This window comes from Synechococcus sp. MW101C3, assembly GCF_002252635.1.
Lineage (GTDB): Bacteria > Cyanobacteriota > Cyanobacteriia > PCC-6307 > Cyanobiaceae > MW101C3.
Genome location: NZ_NQKX01000004.1, coordinates 154,358 through 171,036, shown reverse-complemented (window position 1 = coordinate 171,036; position 16,679 = coordinate 154,358). Strand labels below are relative to the sequence as shown.

Genomic DNA, 16,679 nt, shown 5'->3' with positions numbered 1-16,679 from the left:
CTCCGTTGCTTCTGTGAACCAAGTCCATCGTGTGGATGCGTCTCGTCGAAAAATCCCAAGCAGCCTAGATCCTTCCTAACCTTAAGGAGAACACTCATGTGGTTCTCTGGTCAGTGAACCACATGTTCGTGCAGTTACATAAAGTCTGCGGGGCTGCTCACGCCTAGGGGTCCACGGTTGAGCACATGGGTGTAGATCATCGTGGTGCTCACATCCTGATGACCCAACAATTCCTGGATCGTACGGATGTCCTGGCCCCGTTCCAGAAGGTGCGTGGCAAAGGAATGGCGAAACGTATGGCAGCTGGCAACTTTGCTCACTCCAGCAACAGCAGCGCACTCAAGGCCTGGTTCTGGGTTGAGGCACTCACCTGCAGGTCCACCGCTAGGTGATTGAGGAAGGCATTCACCTCGGAACAGCCCATCTCCCGTGGGTGTCGCAGGCCGTGAAAGCGCAGAAAGCGGCGCAGCCACTGCTCGTAGGTCTTCACGGTCCGGCGGGCGTAGTGCCGCACCTGCAGCTCCTCCCGGTAGCGCTGGATCAAGCCAGCAGGGCGAGGGGCGGTCATTCGCTGGCCAGAGGAGCACACCCCAAGGATTCCCGCGGCCGTCCATTTCCTCCCCCATGGGCCATGGCAGCCCACCCGGTCGCTCAAGCTCCAGACTGACCACTCCCGGCCGGCACCTCCACCCCTGAATCAGGAAACCCTGCTGTTTGAGCCCGCCGTGCCGGAGCTGGGGGCGCTGAAGGCGGTGCTGGCCTTTCCGAGCACCTATTCAGTGGGGATCACCAGCCTGGGATACCAGGTGGTGTGGGCCAGCCTGGCCAGCCGCAGCGATGTGGATGTGCGGCGCCTGTTCACCGACCAGGGCGATCCGCCCCACCGCCAGCTTGATCTGTTCGGCCTGTCGCTCAGCTGGGAGCTCGATGGCCCCGTGCTGCTCGATCTGCTGGAGCAGCTGGGCATTCCGCTCTGGAGCCAGGAGCGGGGCGAGCGCGATCCGATCGTGTTCGGCGGCGGTCCGGTGCTCACCGCCAACCCCGAACCGCTGGCGCCCTTCTTTGATGCGGTGCTGCTGGGCGATGGCGAGCTGCTGCTGCCCGCCTTCATCGATGCCGTCCAGGCCCGGCGCCAGGAGCCGCGGGCTGAGCGACTGCGGGCACTGGCCCAGATCCCGGGGATCTACGTGCCATCGCTCTACGCCCCTCGCTACGGCGCAGCGGGTGAGCTGCTGGCGGTGGAGCCGATCGAGCCGGGCCTACCGGCCACCATCGCCAAGCAGACCTGGCGCGGCAACACCCTCAGCCACTCCACCGTGATCACCCCGGAGGCGGCCTGGCCCTCCATCCACATGGTGGAAGTGGTGCGCAGCTGCCCGGAGCTCTGCCGCTTCTGCCTGGCCAGCTACCTCACCCTGCCCTTCCGCACCCCCTCCCTCGACGACGGCCTCATCCCCGCCGTGGAGAAGGGCCTCACCGCCACCCAGCGGCTGGGCCTGCTGGGGGCCTCCGTCACCCAGCACCCGCAGTTCGCCGATCTGCTCACCTGGCTCGATGGTGATCGCTTCGAGGGCACGCGCGTGAGCGTCAGCTCCGTGCGGGCTGCCACCGTGACCCCCCAGCTGGGGCGGATCCTGGCCAAGCGCGGCAGCAAGTCGCTCACGATCGCGATCGAAAGCGGCAGCGAACGCATGCGCCGGGTGGTGAACAAGAAGCTCGCCACCGAGGAGATCTTCGCCGCCGCCCGCTACGCCAAGGAAGGCGGGCTCAGCGGCCTGAAGCTCTACGGCATGGCCGGCCTGCCCACGGAAGACGACGCCGACATCGAAGCCACCGCCGATCTGCTGCTCGCCATCAAGGCGGCCACGCCGGGGCTGCGGCTCAGCCTCGGCGTCAGCACCTTTGTGCCCAAGGCCCACACCCCCTTCCAGTGGGAAGGGGTGCGGCCGGAAGCGGAGAAGCGGCTCAAGCGGCTGGCCCGCCGCCTTCAACCCAAGGGCATCGAGCTGCGGCCTGAGAGCTACGGCTGGAGCGTGATCCAGGCGTTGCTCTCCCGCAGTGACCGGCGCCTGGCGCCGGTGATCGCCGCCGTGCGCGGCCGTCACGGGCAGCTGGGCGGCTGGAAGGCGGCCTATCGCGACGCGCTGGCCGCCGCACCCGCTGCGCTGCCGTCACCACCGCCTTGGCAGGAGGTGATCCACCAGCGCTGGCCCCATGAAAAGTTGTTGCCTTGGGAACATTTGGAGGGACCGCTCCCAAAGAGCCTCCTGCAGCGGCACCATGATGAAGCTCTTGAACCAGCCAAGGGCTGATCCCCCGGATTTCGAGCGATGGGCCACTCTCAAACGCCCTCTGGCCAAAGCAATCTGAGCCCATCCATCCCAAGGGCGGCCTGGGATCTTGAGGCAGGCACGACGGCCCCGAGCGGACAGGCCGAAGGTCCGGACGGCCCGGTGCAACAACTGCTCGTCCAGTGGCGCCTCAACATCGACGCCGCCAGACGCACGTCCATCCACCGGGAGCTGGGGGGAACAGTCCTGCGCTCCATCCACACCCTGCCCATGCAACAGGCCGGGGAGGGGGTGCTGGATGTGGTGCGGGCACCCGCGGATGCCCAGGCCAGGGAGCGACTGCTGCGGAGCTACGGCCAGCGATACGAAGTTTTGTTCGCTGAACAGGATGGGCGCGTTGGCATCCAGCAGGTCAGCAACGATCCCTCCCTCAGCACGCTCTGGGGCATGCAGAGCAGTGGCTTCGGCTCTGGCGCAGTCGGTGCCTGGGGGCGGGACATCACCGGGACCACCACCACGGTTGTGGGAATCGTCGACTCCGGCATCGATTACACCCACCCCGACCTCTACCTCAACATCTGGCTGAACCAGGGCGAGCTCCAGGGCCTGAGCTTTTTCAGCTCACTGGTCGACACCGATGGCGACCAACTGATCAGTTTCCGCGACCTCAACAACGCCACCAACCGTTCCAATCCAGCCGCCGGGCTCACCGACTGGAACGGCAACGGCTACATCGATGCCGGGGACATGCTTGACAGCCGCTCAGGCTGGGAAAACGGGGTCGACAACGACAGCAATGGCTACAGGGATGACCTGATCGGTTGGGACTTCGCCAACAACGACAACGACCCCTACGACGACAACAGCCACGGCACCCATGTGGCTGGAACCGTCGGGGCCATGGGCGGCAATGGCCTGGGAGTGGCAGGCGTGAACTGGCAGGTGCAGATGGTGCCCCTGAAGTTCCTCGCCCGCTCAGGCAGCGGCAGCCTCAGCGATGCCGTATTGGCGCTCGACTATTTCACCACCGCCAAGATCCAAGCGGGCCAACGGGGGGAAACAGGCCAGTTCGTGGGCACCAATAACTCATGGGGCGGTGGTGGCTATTCCCGGGCCCTCGAAAACGCGATTGATCGGGCCACCCAACAGGATCTGCTGTTCATCGCGGCAGCCGGTAACGGCGGCCTCGACGGCATCGGCGACGACAACGACCTCAATCCCAGCTACCCCTCCAATTACTCCAGCAGCAACGTGATCGCCGTGGCTGCGATCACCAGCACAGGCGCCCTGGCGAGATACTCGAACTTCGGGTCGGTGTCGGTGGATCTCGGGGCGGCTGGTTCCTCCGTCTTCTCCACCGTGCCCGGGGGGGGGTACGGCAACAAGAGCGGCACCTCGATGGCCTCGCCCCACGTCGCAGGAGCGGCGGCGCTGCTCAAGTCGGCGTTTCCCAGCGCCACCGCCGCCCAGATCAAGCGGGCCTTGCTCGAATCCGCGACCCCCACAGCCTCTCTGGCCAACAAGACCGTGACCGGCGGACGGCTCAACATCCCCGCCGCCCTCGACCGGCTGGGCGCGCTGGTGGTGGACCCAACCCTGCCGATGGTGTCGGTGGCAGCCAGCGGTGCTGCAGCGGCGGAAGCAGGCCAAGCGCCCGGCTCCTTCACCCTGACCCGCAGTGGCGGGACCCTCGGCCAGTCCCTGACGGTGAGCTTCAGCCTTGGCGGCACGGCCACCGCGGGCGACTACGCGCCCAGCCTGGGCAGCACCATCACCTTTGCCAGCAACCAGACGTCCGTCGTGCTCACCATCACGCCGGTGGACGACACGCTGGTGGAGGGGCCGGAAACCCTGGTCCTCAATCTTGCGCCCGGCTCCGCCTACGCGGTCGGCACGGGCTCGGCCACCGTCACCATTGCCGACAACGACGCTGCGCCACCGCCCCCAACCAACCAGATCCTCTGGGGCACCACTGGCAACAACACAGTCACCGGCGGCAATGGCGACGATCGAATCGCCGGAGTTCCCTCCAGCGGCACCTCGGCCGCAGCCTTGGGCCGCAACCAGATTGACAGCCTCACCGGCGGCGGCGGCCGTGACACCTTTCTCCTGGCCGACAGCCGCGGCACCTTCTACAACGATGGCGCCCGCCTCTCCCAAGGCACTGAGGACTATGCCCTGATCAAGGACTTCAATGCCGCCGACGACAAGCTGCAGCTGCGCAGCGATTCCCAGTATCTCTATCGCTTCTCGGGAGGATCCACCGAGATCTTTCTGGGCAACGGCGATAACCGCTTCACCAATGCCGATGAACTGATCGGGAAATTGGAAGGGGTCAACCTCGTACCAGGGACGGGCGCCTACATCCTTGGAACCGGCAACAGCTGGACGACCTTCATCTGACGAGACCTTCATCTGACGATTGGCCTCAACCTGATCGGGCCCGGATCGGGCATGGCGCTGAGGTGATCAGCCCTTGGTCAACGTCTGAGGGTCGGGATGATGCCTTTCCACTGTGCGCAACCCCGCCAGGAGTATCCACCCGGCGATATTGATGCGGCTGTCGTACATCGGAATGTCGGTGGCGTGAAGGACCACCAGCACCAGGGTTGCCGCCCACCAGGCCCGCTCGAACACTGGCTCCCTGGCAATCCCAAGCCGCGCCGCACGGATCAGAAGCCACAGCACGATCGCCACCACGCCCACGGCAGCCGGCAGGCCGTGGCTGACCGCCAGGTCAATCACCACGTTGTGGGGGTGGCCATGCCACTGGCCCGTACGCAGCGGGTAGATCACGCTGAAGGCCGCCGCGCCCCAGCCCAGCCAAGGCCGCTCGGCGATCAGCATCAGAGCCACGCCCCACTGGCTGAGCCGGGTGCTGGCCAGATTTCGCTCACCGGCGAACTTGACGTCATTCAGGCGGGCCCAGATCGCCTCAGGCACCAACGCGCGGGCGGGGGCCTGCAGCAACGCCGGCACGCCAGGCAGGCTGGCCAGGATGACGGGCAGCAGCAGCAAAAGCAAAAGCGGCAGCAGCCATGGCCAGCTGATCGGCCCGGCCACGATTGGGGCCGCCAGCACCAGGGCCCCCCAGGCATTGCGTGAATCGGTGAGATAGAGGGACGTAGCCAGAAGGGCAGCCAGACCGAGCGCCGCAGCGCGCCGCTGCCAGCTCTGGCCTGCCTGCAGCAGTGCCGCCAGCGCGAAGGGCCAGGCCAGTGCCAGCCAGGCACCGGCGATGTTGGCGTAGTCGAACAGGCCGGAAAAACGCCCGTCAGGCGTGCCCCCCTCGCCGATGTGCCAGATGATCGCTCCACCCAGGATCTGGAACGGCCCGGACCAGCCCCACCACAGCTGGCCCAGGCCCGTAACGATCACCGGCACCGTGCCGGCCAGCAGCCAGAGCCCCACGCGGCGGCGGGCAGCGGCGCTGGCCACATACGGCTGAAAGCCCCAGAACGCCCAGAAGAAGGGCAGCCAGTTTCCCATCCCCACCCAGGCAAGCCAGCCGCTGGTGGCGCGGAAGCAACCGATCACCATCAAGGCAGCCACCACCAGCAGCACCCGGTTGACCTTGTCCTGGAGGAACCGTCCGCGGCGGCTGGCGGCCACAAGCGCGACCAGCAGCAGCAGGCCAGCGATCAGGGCGCTACTGGGCAGCACGAAGACCCCAAGCTGGAAGCAACGCCAACCCAGAGGTGGCGCCGTCTCGGGACGGCAGCTGTCGAGGCGGCGGATCGGCTCCCGCATGATCAGGAGAACACCGCTGTGCGGCCGCGGTAGACCATCACCTGGCCACGCAGGTGCAGGCGCAGCGCCCGGGCCAGCGCCAGCCGTTCAGTGTCGCGGCCTTTACGGATCAGATCGTCCACGTCGTCGCGGTGACTGACGGTGATCGTGGCCTGCTCAATGATCGGGCCGCCATCGAGCTCTTCGGTCACGTAGTGGGCGGTGGCTCCGATCAACTTGACCCCCCGCTCCCAGGCGCGGTGGTAGGGCTGGGCCCCCTGAAAAGCGGGCAGAAACGAATGGTGGATGTTGATCACCGGCGGCGCCCCCAGCAGGAAGGCTGGGCTCAGCACCTGCATGTACTTGGCCAGCACCACCAGGTCGATGTCCAGCTCGCTCAGCAGTTGCCGCTGGGCCTGCTCCACCTGCTCGCGGCTGCCGGCGCTGATCGGCAGATGCACGAAGCGGGCACCGAAATCGGCGGCAAGCAGCTCAAGATCCGGATGGTTGGACACCACCAGCGGCACCTGCATCGGCAGCTCTCCGGCCCGCGTGCGCCAGAGCAGATCCACCAGGCAATGGTCCTGCCGCCCCACGAAGATCGCCACGCGCGGGTGGCCGTCGGAGAAGCGCAGCGTGCCTTCCCCCCCCAGCCGCTCGGCAAGAGCAAGCGCGGCCGGGCCGATCGCCTCCCGCGGCAGGCCGAAGCCCTCCACCTCCCACTCCAGACGGCTGAGGAACAGGCCGGCACCGGCATCGGTGTGGTGATCGGCATGGCGGATATTGCCGCCATTGGCAGCCACCCAGCCCGAAAGGGTGCTCACCAGCCCAGGACGGTCGGGGCAGATCACCTGAAGGATCGCCGTTGGAAGGGTCATCACCGCCAGGATTGCCAGGGTCATTGTGCCGCCCGCCCTGGAGGGCCGGTCCCACAACCTGGGCGGGTGGTGTTGATCAGAGCCACAGCGCTGCATGAACGGACGTAAAGTCCGCTCGCCTGTTCCCGTCGTCATGGTCGCTCAGCTGGTTTTCGCGCTTCGTTCCGCCCTGAAGCGCTTCGCCGTGCTCAGCCTTTCCGTGGTGTTGTGCCTGGGGCTGGCCGCCTGCGACGGCAATCAGGCCCGCAAGCCTCCCTCGATCAGCCCGGCGGACATGGCCGTGATCCAGCGCCAGGCCGCAGGCTTCCAGGCCGCCAAAGACCGGCTGCCGGAACTGGCGGAGCTGATCAACGAACGCAACTGGGTGTTCACCCGCAACCTGATCCACGGTCCGATGCAGGAAGTGGGCCGCGAGATGCTCTACATCAACCAGCGGCTTCTTCCCGCCGATCGTCCAGCCGCCACCAAGCTCGCCAACCAGCTGAAGGCCGCCCTGGCCGAACTCGATGAAGCCGCCAAACTCCAGGACGGCGAGCGGCTGCGCAAGGGCTACATCAAGGTGGCCAGCGGTTTCGGCGCCTACAGCGACGTGATCCCCGCCGATCCGCTCGGCTGAGCCAACAGCCCCTCTGACGGCTCCTCCGCCCCATCTCCCGCCACCCTCCACGCCCGCGTCCCGGGTGGTGGTGATCGGCGCCGGCATCATCGGCCTGGCTGCTGCCTGGTGGCTCCAACGCCTCGGCCATGCGGTGGTGTTGGTGGATCCAGCCCCCCACGGCCCCCAGCCCGAAGGCAGCGGCAGCAACGCCGCGCTCGGAGTGCTGATGGGGGAGGTGTTCCACCGCAGCAGCGGCCGGGCCTGGCGGCTGCGGCAGCAATCGTTGCGGCTGTGGGAGCAGTGGCGCGCCGAGCTGGCCCTGGCCGGTCAGACGGTGCCCCACCGGCCGGGCCTGCTGCTGCTGGCCGCCGACGCTCAGGAGCTGGCGCGCCTCGAAGCCCTCGCCCTGAGCCGCCAGGCCCTGGGCCTGGCCATGGAGCTGTGGCAGCGGCCGGCGCTGGAAGCCCTTCGCCCCGCCCTGCCGCACGGTGCCCTGGCGGGGCTGTTCTCCCCCCGCGACGGGCAGCTCGATCCCCTTGCCGCCATGGCCGCCTTCCGTCACGACGGACAGACGCGCGGCCTGGAGCTGCGGGCGGATCGGGTGGAGGCTCTGGAGCGCCGCAACGACCGCTGGCAGGTTTCGCTGCGGGGTGGCGGCGGGCTGGAGGCCCCCTGGGTGCTGGTCGCCGCCGGCCTGGCCAGCCCGGCGCTGCTGGCGCCGCTCGGCCATGAGCGGCCGCTGGAGCCGGTGCTGGGCCAGGCCGCCGAGCTGGAGATCGGCCCTGAGCTCGCCGCTGCCTGGCCGGCGAGCGTGGTGTGGCGGGGCATCAACCTGGTGCCCCGCCCGCAGCGGCGGCTATGGCTGGGCGCCACCCTGGAGCCCGGCCTCAGCGCCGATCCAGCCCGCTGGAGCGCCCTGCGCCAGCTGGAAGGCGCAGCACCGGAGTGGCTGGCGCAAGCGCGCGTGCAGCGCCACTGGCAGGGTCTGCGGGCGCGGCCGGCCGGGCGGCCGGCACCGTTGCTCGAGCAGCTGGAGCCGGGGCTGCTGCTGCTGTCCGGTCACTACCGCAATGGCGTGCTGCTGGCGCCAGCCAGCGCCGCCTGGGCTGCTGACGTGATCGCTACCGGGAACGGGAGCCTTACCTGTCGTTAACGTTGGCAACCGTGCCCTTGGATAGCTTCCGGGGGAAGCATTCCGCTCGCCCGTCGTCCCATGGCCTCCCCCACCCGATTGCACCGCCGTACGTTCGCCCGTCTGGCGCTGCCGCTCGGCCTGGGCGCGGCGATGGCGCTCACGGCCTGCGGCGGCGGGGGCGGGGGCGGCGGGGGCGACCAGCTCACCGGCACCCTCAACGGGGCCGGCGCCTCCTTTCCCTCCTCCATCTATCAGAGCTGGTTCCAGCAGCTGGCCTCCACCGGCTTGAAGGTCAACTACCAGTCGGTGGGCTCCGGCGCCGGAGTGCGCCAGTTCATCGCCGGCACCGTGGATTTCGGCGCCAGCGATGCGCCGATGGACGCTGAGGACCTCGCCAAGGTGAGCCGCGGCACCGTGCAGGTGCCGATGACGGCCGGCGCCATCGCCGTGGCCTACAACCTGCCCGGCTGCGAGCTCAAGCTCACCCAGGCCCAGGTGGCGGAAGTGTTCCTCGGCAAGATCAAGAACTTCAAGGAGCTGGGCTGCGCTGATCAGCAGATCAACGTGGTGTATCGCTCGGACGGCTCCGGCACCACCTACAACTTCACCAACAGCCTGGCGGCCTTCAGCGAGGCCTGGAAGACCGGCCCCGGAGCCGGCAAAGCGGTGGCCTGGCCGGTGGGCGTCGGCGCCAAGGGCAACGAGGGCGTGGCCGCCAACCTGGGCCAGAACCGCGGCAGCATCGGCTACGTGGAAACCTCCTTTGTGAAGGGCGATCTGCAGGCGGCCGCCGTTCAGAACAAGAGCGGCGACTTCGCCAAGCCCGACAGCGAAAACGCCAGCAAGGCGCTGGCCGCCATCGATCTCGGGCCCGACCTGATCGGCAGCGATCCCAACCCCTCGGCCGGCTACCCGATCGTCACCTTCACCTGGATCCTGCTCTACAAAACCGGCAACGGCGAGAAGGCCGAGATGCTCAAGAAGGTCTTCAACACCACCTTGTCGGAAGAGTTCCAGAGCAAGGCCCCCACGCTGGGCTACGTGAGCCTGCCGCCTGAGGTGATCACCAAGGCCAAGGCCGCCGTCGACAGCATCGGCAAGTAATCCCCGGCGCACCGTCCACAGCCGGCTTCAGGCTCCGGCCTGCGCCAACGGCTTCCCAGCCCGGCTTCCTGCCATACCCGGATTCCTGCCCCTGAAGAGCAAAAAAAAGCCCTCCACATGGAGGGCTTTTCTGCTGAGACGTGAGGGCCGGTGGCAGGCCCGCAGGCCTGCCCGCCGCTCACTTGCTCTCGGTGAACTCGGCGTCGATCACGTCGTCGGCGGCAGCACCGGAGGCGGAGGCACCATTGCCGGCCGCTCCGTTGGCCGCCGCCGCTTCAGCGGCACCGGCCTGCTGATACACAGAGGCGCCCAGGGCGTAGAGCTCCTGTTGCAGCTCTTCGAGCAGGCTCTTCATGGCGGTGAAGTCTTCCTTCTCGACCGCTTCCTTGAGCTGCACCCGCTTGGCTTCCACCTTGTCCTTGGCGTCGGCGGCCACCTTGTCGCCCAGTTCGCCGAGCTGCTTCTCGGCCTGATACACGAGGGTTTCGGCCTGGTTCTTCAGGTCGATGCGCTCGCGCTTCTCCTTGTCGGCCGTGGCATTCAGCTCGGCGTCCTTCACCATCTTCTCCACCTCGTTGTCGCTGAGGGTGGAGGCGCCGGTGATGGAGATGCTCTGCTCCTTGCCGCTGCCCTTGTCCTTGGCGGTCACGCTGAGGATGCCGTTGGCGTCGATGTCGAAGGTGACTTCGATCTGGGGCACGCCGCGGGGGGCCGGAGGAATGCCGTCGAGACGGAAGGTTCCCAGGCTCTTGTTGTCGGACGCGAGCTCGCGCTCACCCTGCAGCACGTGGATCTCCACGTTCGTCTGGCCATCCACCGCGGTGGAATACACCTCCGACTTCTTGGTGGGGATGGTGGTGTTGCGGGTGATCATCTTGGTCATCACGCCGCCCAGGGTTTCCACACCCAGCGACAGCGGGGTGACGTCGAGCAGAAGGATGTCCTTCACCTCACCGGCCAGCACGCCGCCCTGAATGGCGGCGCCCACGGCCACCACTTCGTCGGGGTTCACCGTCTGGTTGGGGTCCTTGCCGGTGACCCGCTTGACCAGTTCCAGCACCGCGGGGATGCGGGTGGAACCCCCCACCATCACCACCTCATCCAGCTCGCTGCTGGCGAGTTTGGCGTCCTTGAGGGCCTGCTCCACCGGCACCCGGCAGCGATCGATCAGCTTGCTGGCCAGCTCCTCGAACTTCGCCCGGGTGAGGGTGACATCCAGGTGCTTGGGGCCTTCCGGCGTGGCCGTGATGAACGGCAGGTTGATCTCGCTCTGGGTGGCGCTGGAGAGCTCGATCTTGGCCTTCTCGGCCGCTTCGGTGAGGCGCTGCAGGGCCTGCTTGTCCTGGCGCAGGTCGATGCCTTCGTTGGCCTTGAAGGAATCCGCCAGGAAGTCGACGATCACCTTGTCGAAGTCGTCGCCACCCAGGTGGGTGTCGCCACTGGTGGAGAGCACCTCGAACACGCCATCGCCCACTTCGAGCACGGACACGTCGAAGGTGCCGCCGCCGAGGTCGAACACCAGGATGCGCTCGTTGCTCTTGCGATCCAGGCCATAGGCCAGGGCCGCCGCGGTGGGCTCGTTGATGATGCGCAGCACTTCGAGGCCGGCGATCTTGCCGGCGTCCTTGGTGGCCTGGCGCTGGGAGTCGTTGAAGTAGGCGGGCACCGTGATCACCGCCTGGGTGACGGTTTCACCGAGGTACTTGCCGGCGTCTTCCGCCAGCTTGCGCAGCACCTGGGCCGACACTTCCTCCGGGGCGAACTGCTTGTTCAGCACCGGGCACTTGACCTTCACATTGGCGCCCACCTTTTCGACGCCGTAGCTCACTTCCTTCGATTCTTCGTTCACTTCCTCGACCCGGCGGCCGATGAAGCGCTTGACCGAATAGAAGGTGTTTTCAGGGTTCATCACCGCCTGGCGCTTGGCGATCTGCCCCACCAGCTGGTCCTGGTTCTTGGTGTACGCCACCACCGAAGGCGTGGTGCGGAAGCCTTCAGCGTTGGCAATCACCGTGGGCTTGCCGCCCTCCATGACCGCCACGCAGCTGTTCGTCGTGCCCAGATCAATCCCAACAACCTTGCCCATGGTGTCCCACCTCCTCTGATCGGATCGTGTTCTTACCGCTGCATCCTCAGCAACAGGGGCCTGGCGAGGCGAGGGGTGGTTTCCGAACTGCAGCCGTACCACTGGCTCTTCTGTGGTGCAGCCGGGCCCGTGGGGAGGGCGCAGCTGATGGTGCTTCCCATGGCGCCGACGCTGGGCCACCGATGATGCCGCAGAGGCCCCGGAGGCCTCCGCTGCCGCTGGTGGCACCGCCGCAAGCCCCCCCATGACCCACACCATCACCGGCCAGACCGCCCTGCTGGGCGTGCTCGGCGATCCGGTGCGCCATTCGCTCTCGCCGGTGATGCACAACGCCGCCCTGCGGGCACTCGGCCTCGACTGGCTCTATCTGGCCCTGCCGGTGGCTGCCGCCGACCTGGCCACGGTGGTGCGCGGCCTTGAAGCCGTCGACTGCCGCGGCCTCAACGTCACCCTGCCCCACAAGCAGGCCGTGGCCGCCCTGGCGGCGGAACTCAGCCCCCTGGCCCGCCGGGTCGGTGCCGTCAACACCCTGGTGCGCCGCGAGGCGGGCGGCTGGCTGGGCACGAACACCGATGTGGACGGCTTTCTGGCACCCCTGCGACAGGCGGCGGCGGGCGGCGGGGCCGGCGGCTGGAGCGGGCGGCGCGCCGTATTGCTGGGCTGCGGCGGCAGTGCCCGCGCCGTGGTGGCCGGCCTCACCGAGCTGGGCCTGGGGCGCATCACCGTGGCCGCCCGCGACCACGGGCGCCTGGCGGCCTTCCAGGCGAGCTGCGGTGACTGGGCGCCGGCCCTGGACAGCTGGCTCTGGAGCGCACCCGCTGGCCGTGGGGACGGCAACGCCGCCGCTGCTGGCCCCAGCCTGGCGCAACGCCTCAACGAGGCGGATCTGGTGGTGAACAGCACGCCGGTGGGCATGGGCGCGCCCGCCAGTGCTTCGGCAGCCATGGCCGCCACCCGTTCCCCCCTGACGGCAGCCGAGCTGGAGGCACTGCGCCCCGGCACACTCGTCTACGACCTCATCTACACGCCTCGCCCCACCCCGCTGCTGCAGGACGCCGCCGCCCGGGGCTGCCACACCCAGGACGGCCTGGAGATGCTCGTGCAGCAGGGGGCAGCCGCCCTGCAGCTCTGGCTCCAGGCGGCCGGCCAGGCGCTGCCGGTGCCTGTCGACGCCATGCGCGAAGCGGCCACAGCGTGGCTGGCGGCACCTACCGTGGGCTGACCCGGCCCCGGCTGATGGACATCCCCATCTGGCAACGTTTTCTGGCCGTTCTGGCCTACCTGCTGCCCTGGAGCGACGCCCTTCCCTTCGGCAGGGACCTGTTCGGCCTCTTTCCACTGCTGCAGTGGCTGGCCGTTCCGGCGCTGCCGCTGGCCACCCTCCAGCAACTCGTTCCCTTCGGCGGGTTCGTGATCTTCCTGGTGCTGTTTCTGGCGGTGGTGCGCAACCCGCGGGTTCCGTACTTCATCCGCTTCAACGTGCTGCAGGCGATCCTGATCGACATCGTGCTGATCCTGGTCTCGCTCACCTTCCAGATCCTGCTAAGCCCCCTGGCGGGCAGCTTCGCCGTGCGCACCCTCAGCAACACGGTCTTCCTCGGCACGCTGCTGCTGGTGCTGTTCTCCGTGATCCAGTGCGTCCGCGGCAAGGAACCCGACATCCCCACCGTGTCCGAGGCGGTGCGCATCCAGCTCTACTGAGGCGCTGCTGAAGGACCGGACAGCCCGGCGGGTAGGGTGGTGAGTCCGTCGCTGGTCGCCAACAGGCTGCCGGCCTCATCCGAGCCCGTCACGGAGCTTTCACTCCCGCCATGTCGCAGAAGCCTTACTACGAAACGATGTACATCCTTCGTCCGGACATCCCGGAGGAAGAGGTGGAGACGCATGTCAACAAATACCGTGACATCGTCACCGAAGCCGGCGCCGAAGTGCTCGACACTCAGATGCGCGGCAAGCGGCGTCTGGCTTACACGATCGCCAAGCATCGCGAAGGCATCTACGTGCAGCTCAACCACAACGGCGATGGCCAGCAGGTGGCCCTGCTGGAGCGGGCGATGCGTCTCAGCGAAGACGTGATCCGTTACCTCACCGTCAAGCAGGACGGCCCGATGCCAGCCCCCCGCGCCGGTGGCGCAGCGGCGCCCGCCGAAGCCGAGGCTGCCATCGCTGTCGCCTCCTGACCCTGGGCCTTCACCGGCTGCTCCAGATCCGGGGACACAATACCGGGGTCGCAACGACTGCTGCAGTCGCGGCGGTCCCGGATAGCCTGAGTCCCATCTTGTCCCCCGTTCTGGACGTTGCCCGAACACGTCCCCTCCGACCGGTTCGGGTCTGACGACCCGACTGCCCCTCAGGCCAACGGCAGCGATCCGGAAACCCTTGAGGTTGATCTTCAAGCCGCGCGGCTTGAGTTGCAGTCCAGCCAGATGCAGCTCCAGTCGGCCCACCTGCGTCTGAGCCGTACCCAGCAGGAGCTGGAGCAGGCGCGCCGTCACCAAGCGGAACTGGAATCTCTGGTTTCCGAGTTGCCTGAGATCTTCGAGCGCAAGTTCAAGGAACGCTGCGAGCCGATCCTGGAGCGCCAGAGGTTGCTGACGGAGGAGAACCAGTCGTTGCGGCAAACGCTCCAGCACGCGCTGCCTGGCCTCAACCCCCAGCAACGCATCTTGATGCCCGCTCCCGCGCCTGCCGCCGCACCGGGTCCGCCACCACCACCCACACCACCGTCCAGGGAGCGGCCCACCCAGCCGCGCACGCCGCTGCAGCCGCTGCACTGGTTGAAGAGCTCCCTGAGCGCCGCACCCCGTCTGCCGCAAACCCGGCACCAACTGCTGCTGATCGCCGGAGCGGTGGGCCTGCTCTCGCTCGGAGGCACCCTCGGATGGCATCAACTGCGGCAATCCCCCGCTTCCGCCCCCTCGGTGAACACCACAGCGTCAGTGGCGGAAGCGCAAGGGCAGGCCAAGAGCGGCAATGGCACCAGTGCCGCCACCCCCAATCCCGACGCTGTCGGGCCCAACGAAGTGGCCCTGCGCAGCAACGAGGACAACTGGGTGGAGGTGCGCAACGGCGCCGGTACCTACCTATTCGCGGGCTTGCTGAAAGGGGAGAAGCGATTTCCGCTCAGTGAGGGGCTGCAGGTGTTCGCCGGCCGTCCCGACCTGCTCACGATTCGACGCGCTGATGGCCCAGCCCGCCTGCTGGGGCGCATCAGTGACGTCGCCTGGGTCACCATCCAGCCCGGAGCCAGTGGCCGTGGCTCCGGGCCTGAAGCCGAAGCAACCCCCACCACGTCTCCGGCCATCGCGACTCCCAGCCCCTGAACTAACGCCGCCTCGCGGCGGCCCACAGGCGCGTGGGCAGGCCCCACATGTAGATGAACCCCTCAGCCGCCCGGTGATCGAAGCGATCGTCGGCACCGTAGGTGGCCATGTCCGGCATGTAGAGGCTTTCGCTGGAGGAGCGGCCGATCACGGTGGCATTCCCCTTGTGGAGCCGGATCCGCACCGTGCCGCTGACGGTCAGCTGGGTGCGGTCGAGGAAGCCGTCGAGCGCCTCCTTGAGCGGGCCGAACCAGAGGCCCTGGTACACAAGATCAGACCAGCTGGTTTCGATCTGGCGCTTGTAGCGCAGCACATCGGCGGCCAGGGTGAGGCTTTCGAGTTCCTGGTGGGCCTTGATCAGCAGCAGCAGGCCGGGGGTTTCATAGATCTCCCGCGACTTGATCCCCACCACCCGGTTCTCGATCATGTCGAGACGGCCGAAGCCATGGCTGCCGGCAAGGGCGTTGGCGCGGCGCACCAGCGCCACCGGATCAAGCCGTTCGCCGTTGATCGCCACCGGATTGCCCTGCTCGAAGCTGATCTCCACCACCTCGGGCTGCTCCGGCGCTGCGCTCACGGAGCAGGTCATGGCGTAAATCTCTTCGGGGGGCTCGACCCAGGGATCCTCCAGCGGGCCGGCCTCGATGCTGCGGCCCAGCAGGTTCAAGTCGATCGAAAAAGGTGAGGCCTTGCTCACCGGCACCGGGATGCCGCAACGCTCCCCATAGGCGATCGTTTCTTCGCGGCTCATGCCCCACTCGCGCGCCGGAGCGAGCACCTTGAGCTCGGGCGCCAGGGCCCCGATCGCCACGTCGAAACGCACCTGGTCGTTGCCCTTGCCAGTGCAGCCATGGGCCACGGCATCGGCGCCCACCTCACGGGCCACCTCCACCAGGCGACGGGCGATCAGCGGGCGGGCCAGGGCAGTGGAGAGGGGATAGCGGCCTTCGTAAAGGGCGTTGGCGCGGATGGCGGGAAAGGCGAAGTCGGTGATGAACGGCTCGATCAGATCACCCACGATCGACTGGCTGGCGCCGGAGTCGAGCGCCTTGCGGCGGATCGGCTCGAGCTCATCGCCCTGGCCGAGATCGGCCGCGAAGGTGATCACCTCCTCCACGCCGAATTCGTTCAGCAGATAAGGAATGCAGACGCTCGTATCCACCCCGCCGGAGTAGGCGAGCACCACCCGTTTCGCCCGGGACGTCCGTTCCTCCTGTGTCATTCGCTCAGTGCCTCGCTCGGATCCGGTTGCTGGATTCTCCCCCAGCGACGGGCGATCCAGAACCCCATCAGCAGCGGGGGCAACAGCAGCAGAGCCCAGACGATCGCCGGCGTGGGCGTCAGCGCCACCGGCCAGCGGCGGCCGGCGGCCACCAGCAGACCACTGAGCAGCAGGGCAACGGCCCATACCCGCAGAATCCCGACCGCCTTGGATGCCGACAAGAAAACGGGGCAGAGGCCTGATCTATGGTGGTGGATCGGCGAACCGGGCGCAGCGTTGGCTTTCCCAGCCTGAACATCCCCGCTGATCTGCA

15 protein-coding genes and 1 pseudogene are annotated in these 16,679 nt (G+C 67.6%); 9 read left to right on the top strand and 7 right to left on the bottom strand.

Features of this window, described 5'->3' with window-relative positions:
- Positions 1 to 134: 134 nt before the first annotated feature.
- A pseudogene (locus tag CJZ80_RS15645) lies at positions 135 to 326 on the bottom strand (tyrosine-type recombinase/integrase); the annotation flags it as partial.
- Complete coding sequence (locus CJZ80_RS15640; protein WP_233132867.1) at positions 317 to 568, bottom strand: phage integrase N-terminal SAM-like domain-containing protein; 252 nt, start codon at positions 566 to 568, stop codon at positions 317 to 319. The gene CJZ80_RS15640 and the pseudogene CJZ80_RS15645, both read right to left, overlap by 10 nt.
- Positions 569 to 752: 184 nt before the next feature.
- Between CJZ80_RS15640 and CJZ80_RS06280 the strand changes: the two genes are divergently transcribed.
- Positions 753 to 2,312 (top strand): radical SAM protein, encoded by a 1,560-nt coding sequence (locus CJZ80_RS06280; protein WP_094511549.1) that lies wholly within the window; start codon positions 753 to 755, stop codon positions 2,310 to 2,312.
- A gap of 141 nt (positions 2,313 to 2,453) precedes the next feature.
- Positions 2,454 to 4,694, top strand: coding sequence for a S8 family serine peptidase (locus CJZ80_RS06275; RefSeq protein ID WP_198948254.1), 2,241 nt, complete (start codon positions 2,454 to 2,456; stop codon positions 4,692 to 4,694).
- Between the two features lie 66 nt (positions 4,695 to 4,760).
- On the opposite strand, the gene CJZ80_RS06270 is transcribed toward CJZ80_RS06275, so the two are convergent.
- Both CJZ80_RS06270 and purU read right to left on the bottom strand, forming a co-directional pair.
- Positions 4,761 to 6,041, bottom strand: coding sequence for an O-antigen ligase (locus CJZ80_RS06270; RefSeq protein ID WP_094511217.1), 1,281 nt, complete (start codon positions 6,039 to 6,041; stop codon positions 4,761 to 4,763).
- A 2-nt stretch (positions 6,042 to 6,043) separates the two neighbouring features.
- Positions 6,044 to 6,898, bottom strand: coding sequence for a formyltetrahydrofolate deformylase (purU, locus tag CJZ80_RS06265; protein ID WP_094511547.1), 855 nt, complete (start codon positions 6,896 to 6,898; stop codon positions 6,044 to 6,046).
- Between the two features lie 133 nt (positions 6,899 to 7,031).
- Between purU and psbQ the strand changes: the two genes are divergently transcribed.
- From psbQ to pstS, 3 genes are all read left to right on the top strand, one after another.
- On the top strand, positions 7,032 to 7,514 hold the full coding sequence (psbQ, locus tag CJZ80_RS06260; protein WP_094511216.1) for a photosystem II protein PsbQ: 483 nt from the start codon (positions 7,032 to 7,034) through the stop codon (positions 7,512 to 7,514).
- 70 nt (positions 7,515 to 7,584) lie between these two features.
- On the top strand, positions 7,585 to 8,649 hold the full coding sequence (locus CJZ80_RS06255; RefSeq protein WP_094511545.1) for an FAD-dependent oxidoreductase: 1,065 nt from the start codon (positions 7,585 to 7,587) through the stop codon (positions 8,647 to 8,649).
- 60 nt (positions 8,650 to 8,709) lie between these two features.
- Positions 8,710 to 9,735 (top strand): phosphate ABC transporter substrate-binding protein PstS, encoded by a 1,026-nt coding sequence (gene pstS / locus CJZ80_RS06250; protein ID WP_094511215.1) that lies wholly within the window; start codon positions 8,710 to 8,712, stop codon positions 9,733 to 9,735.
- A gap of 178 nt (positions 9,736 to 9,913) precedes the next feature.
- Here the strand turns inward: pstS and dnaK are convergent, their stop codons facing one another.
- Positions 9,914 to 11,821, bottom strand: coding sequence for a molecular chaperone DnaK (dnaK, locus tag CJZ80_RS06245; protein ID WP_094511214.1), 1,908 nt, complete (start codon positions 11,819 to 11,821; stop codon positions 9,914 to 9,916).
- Between the two features lie 244 nt (positions 11,822 to 12,065).
- Here dnaK and CJZ80_RS06240 point away from each other — a divergent pair, with 244 nt between their 5' ends.
- The 4 genes from CJZ80_RS06240 (at position 12,066) to CJZ80_RS06225 (ending at position 15,144) form a co-directional block, all read left to right on the top strand.
- A complete protein-coding gene (locus CJZ80_RS06240) occupies positions 12,066 to 13,043 on the top strand; it encodes a shikimate dehydrogenase (protein WP_094511213.1) in 978 nt (325 codons plus the stop codon).
- 14 nt (positions 13,044 to 13,057) lie between these two features.
- Positions 13,058 to 13,522, top strand: coding sequence for a Tic20 family protein (locus CJZ80_RS06235; protein ID WP_094511541.1), 465 nt, complete (start codon positions 13,058 to 13,060; stop codon positions 13,520 to 13,522).
- Between the two features lie 110 nt (positions 13,523 to 13,632).
- A complete protein-coding gene (gene rpsF / locus CJZ80_RS06230) occupies positions 13,633 to 14,001 on the top strand; it encodes a 30S ribosomal protein S6 (RefSeq protein ID WP_094511212.1) in 369 nt (122 codons plus the stop codon).
- Between the two features lie 117 nt (positions 14,002 to 14,118).
- Positions 14,119 to 15,144 carry a RodZ domain-containing protein gene (locus CJZ80_RS06225; protein ID WP_094511211.1) on the top strand — a complete coding sequence of 342 codons (1,026 nt, stop codon included), beginning with the start codon at positions 14,119 to 14,121 and terminating at the stop codon, positions 15,142 to 15,144.
- Between the two features lies 1 nt (position 15,145).
- Here the strand turns inward: CJZ80_RS06225 and CJZ80_RS06220 are convergent, their stop codons facing one another.
- A complete protein-coding gene (locus tag CJZ80_RS06220; RefSeq protein ID WP_094511210.1) occupies positions 15,146 to 16,366 on the bottom strand; it encodes an argininosuccinate synthase in 1,221 nt (406 codons plus the stop codon).
- Entirely contained in the window at positions 16,363 to 16,587 is a 225-nt protein-coding gene (locus CJZ80_RS06215) for a hypothetical protein (RefSeq protein ID WP_144036949.1), read from the bottom strand. Before CJZ80_RS06215 ends, CJZ80_RS06220 begins: the two co-directional genes overlap by 4 nt.
- Positions 16,588 to 16,679 lie beyond the last annotated feature (92 nt).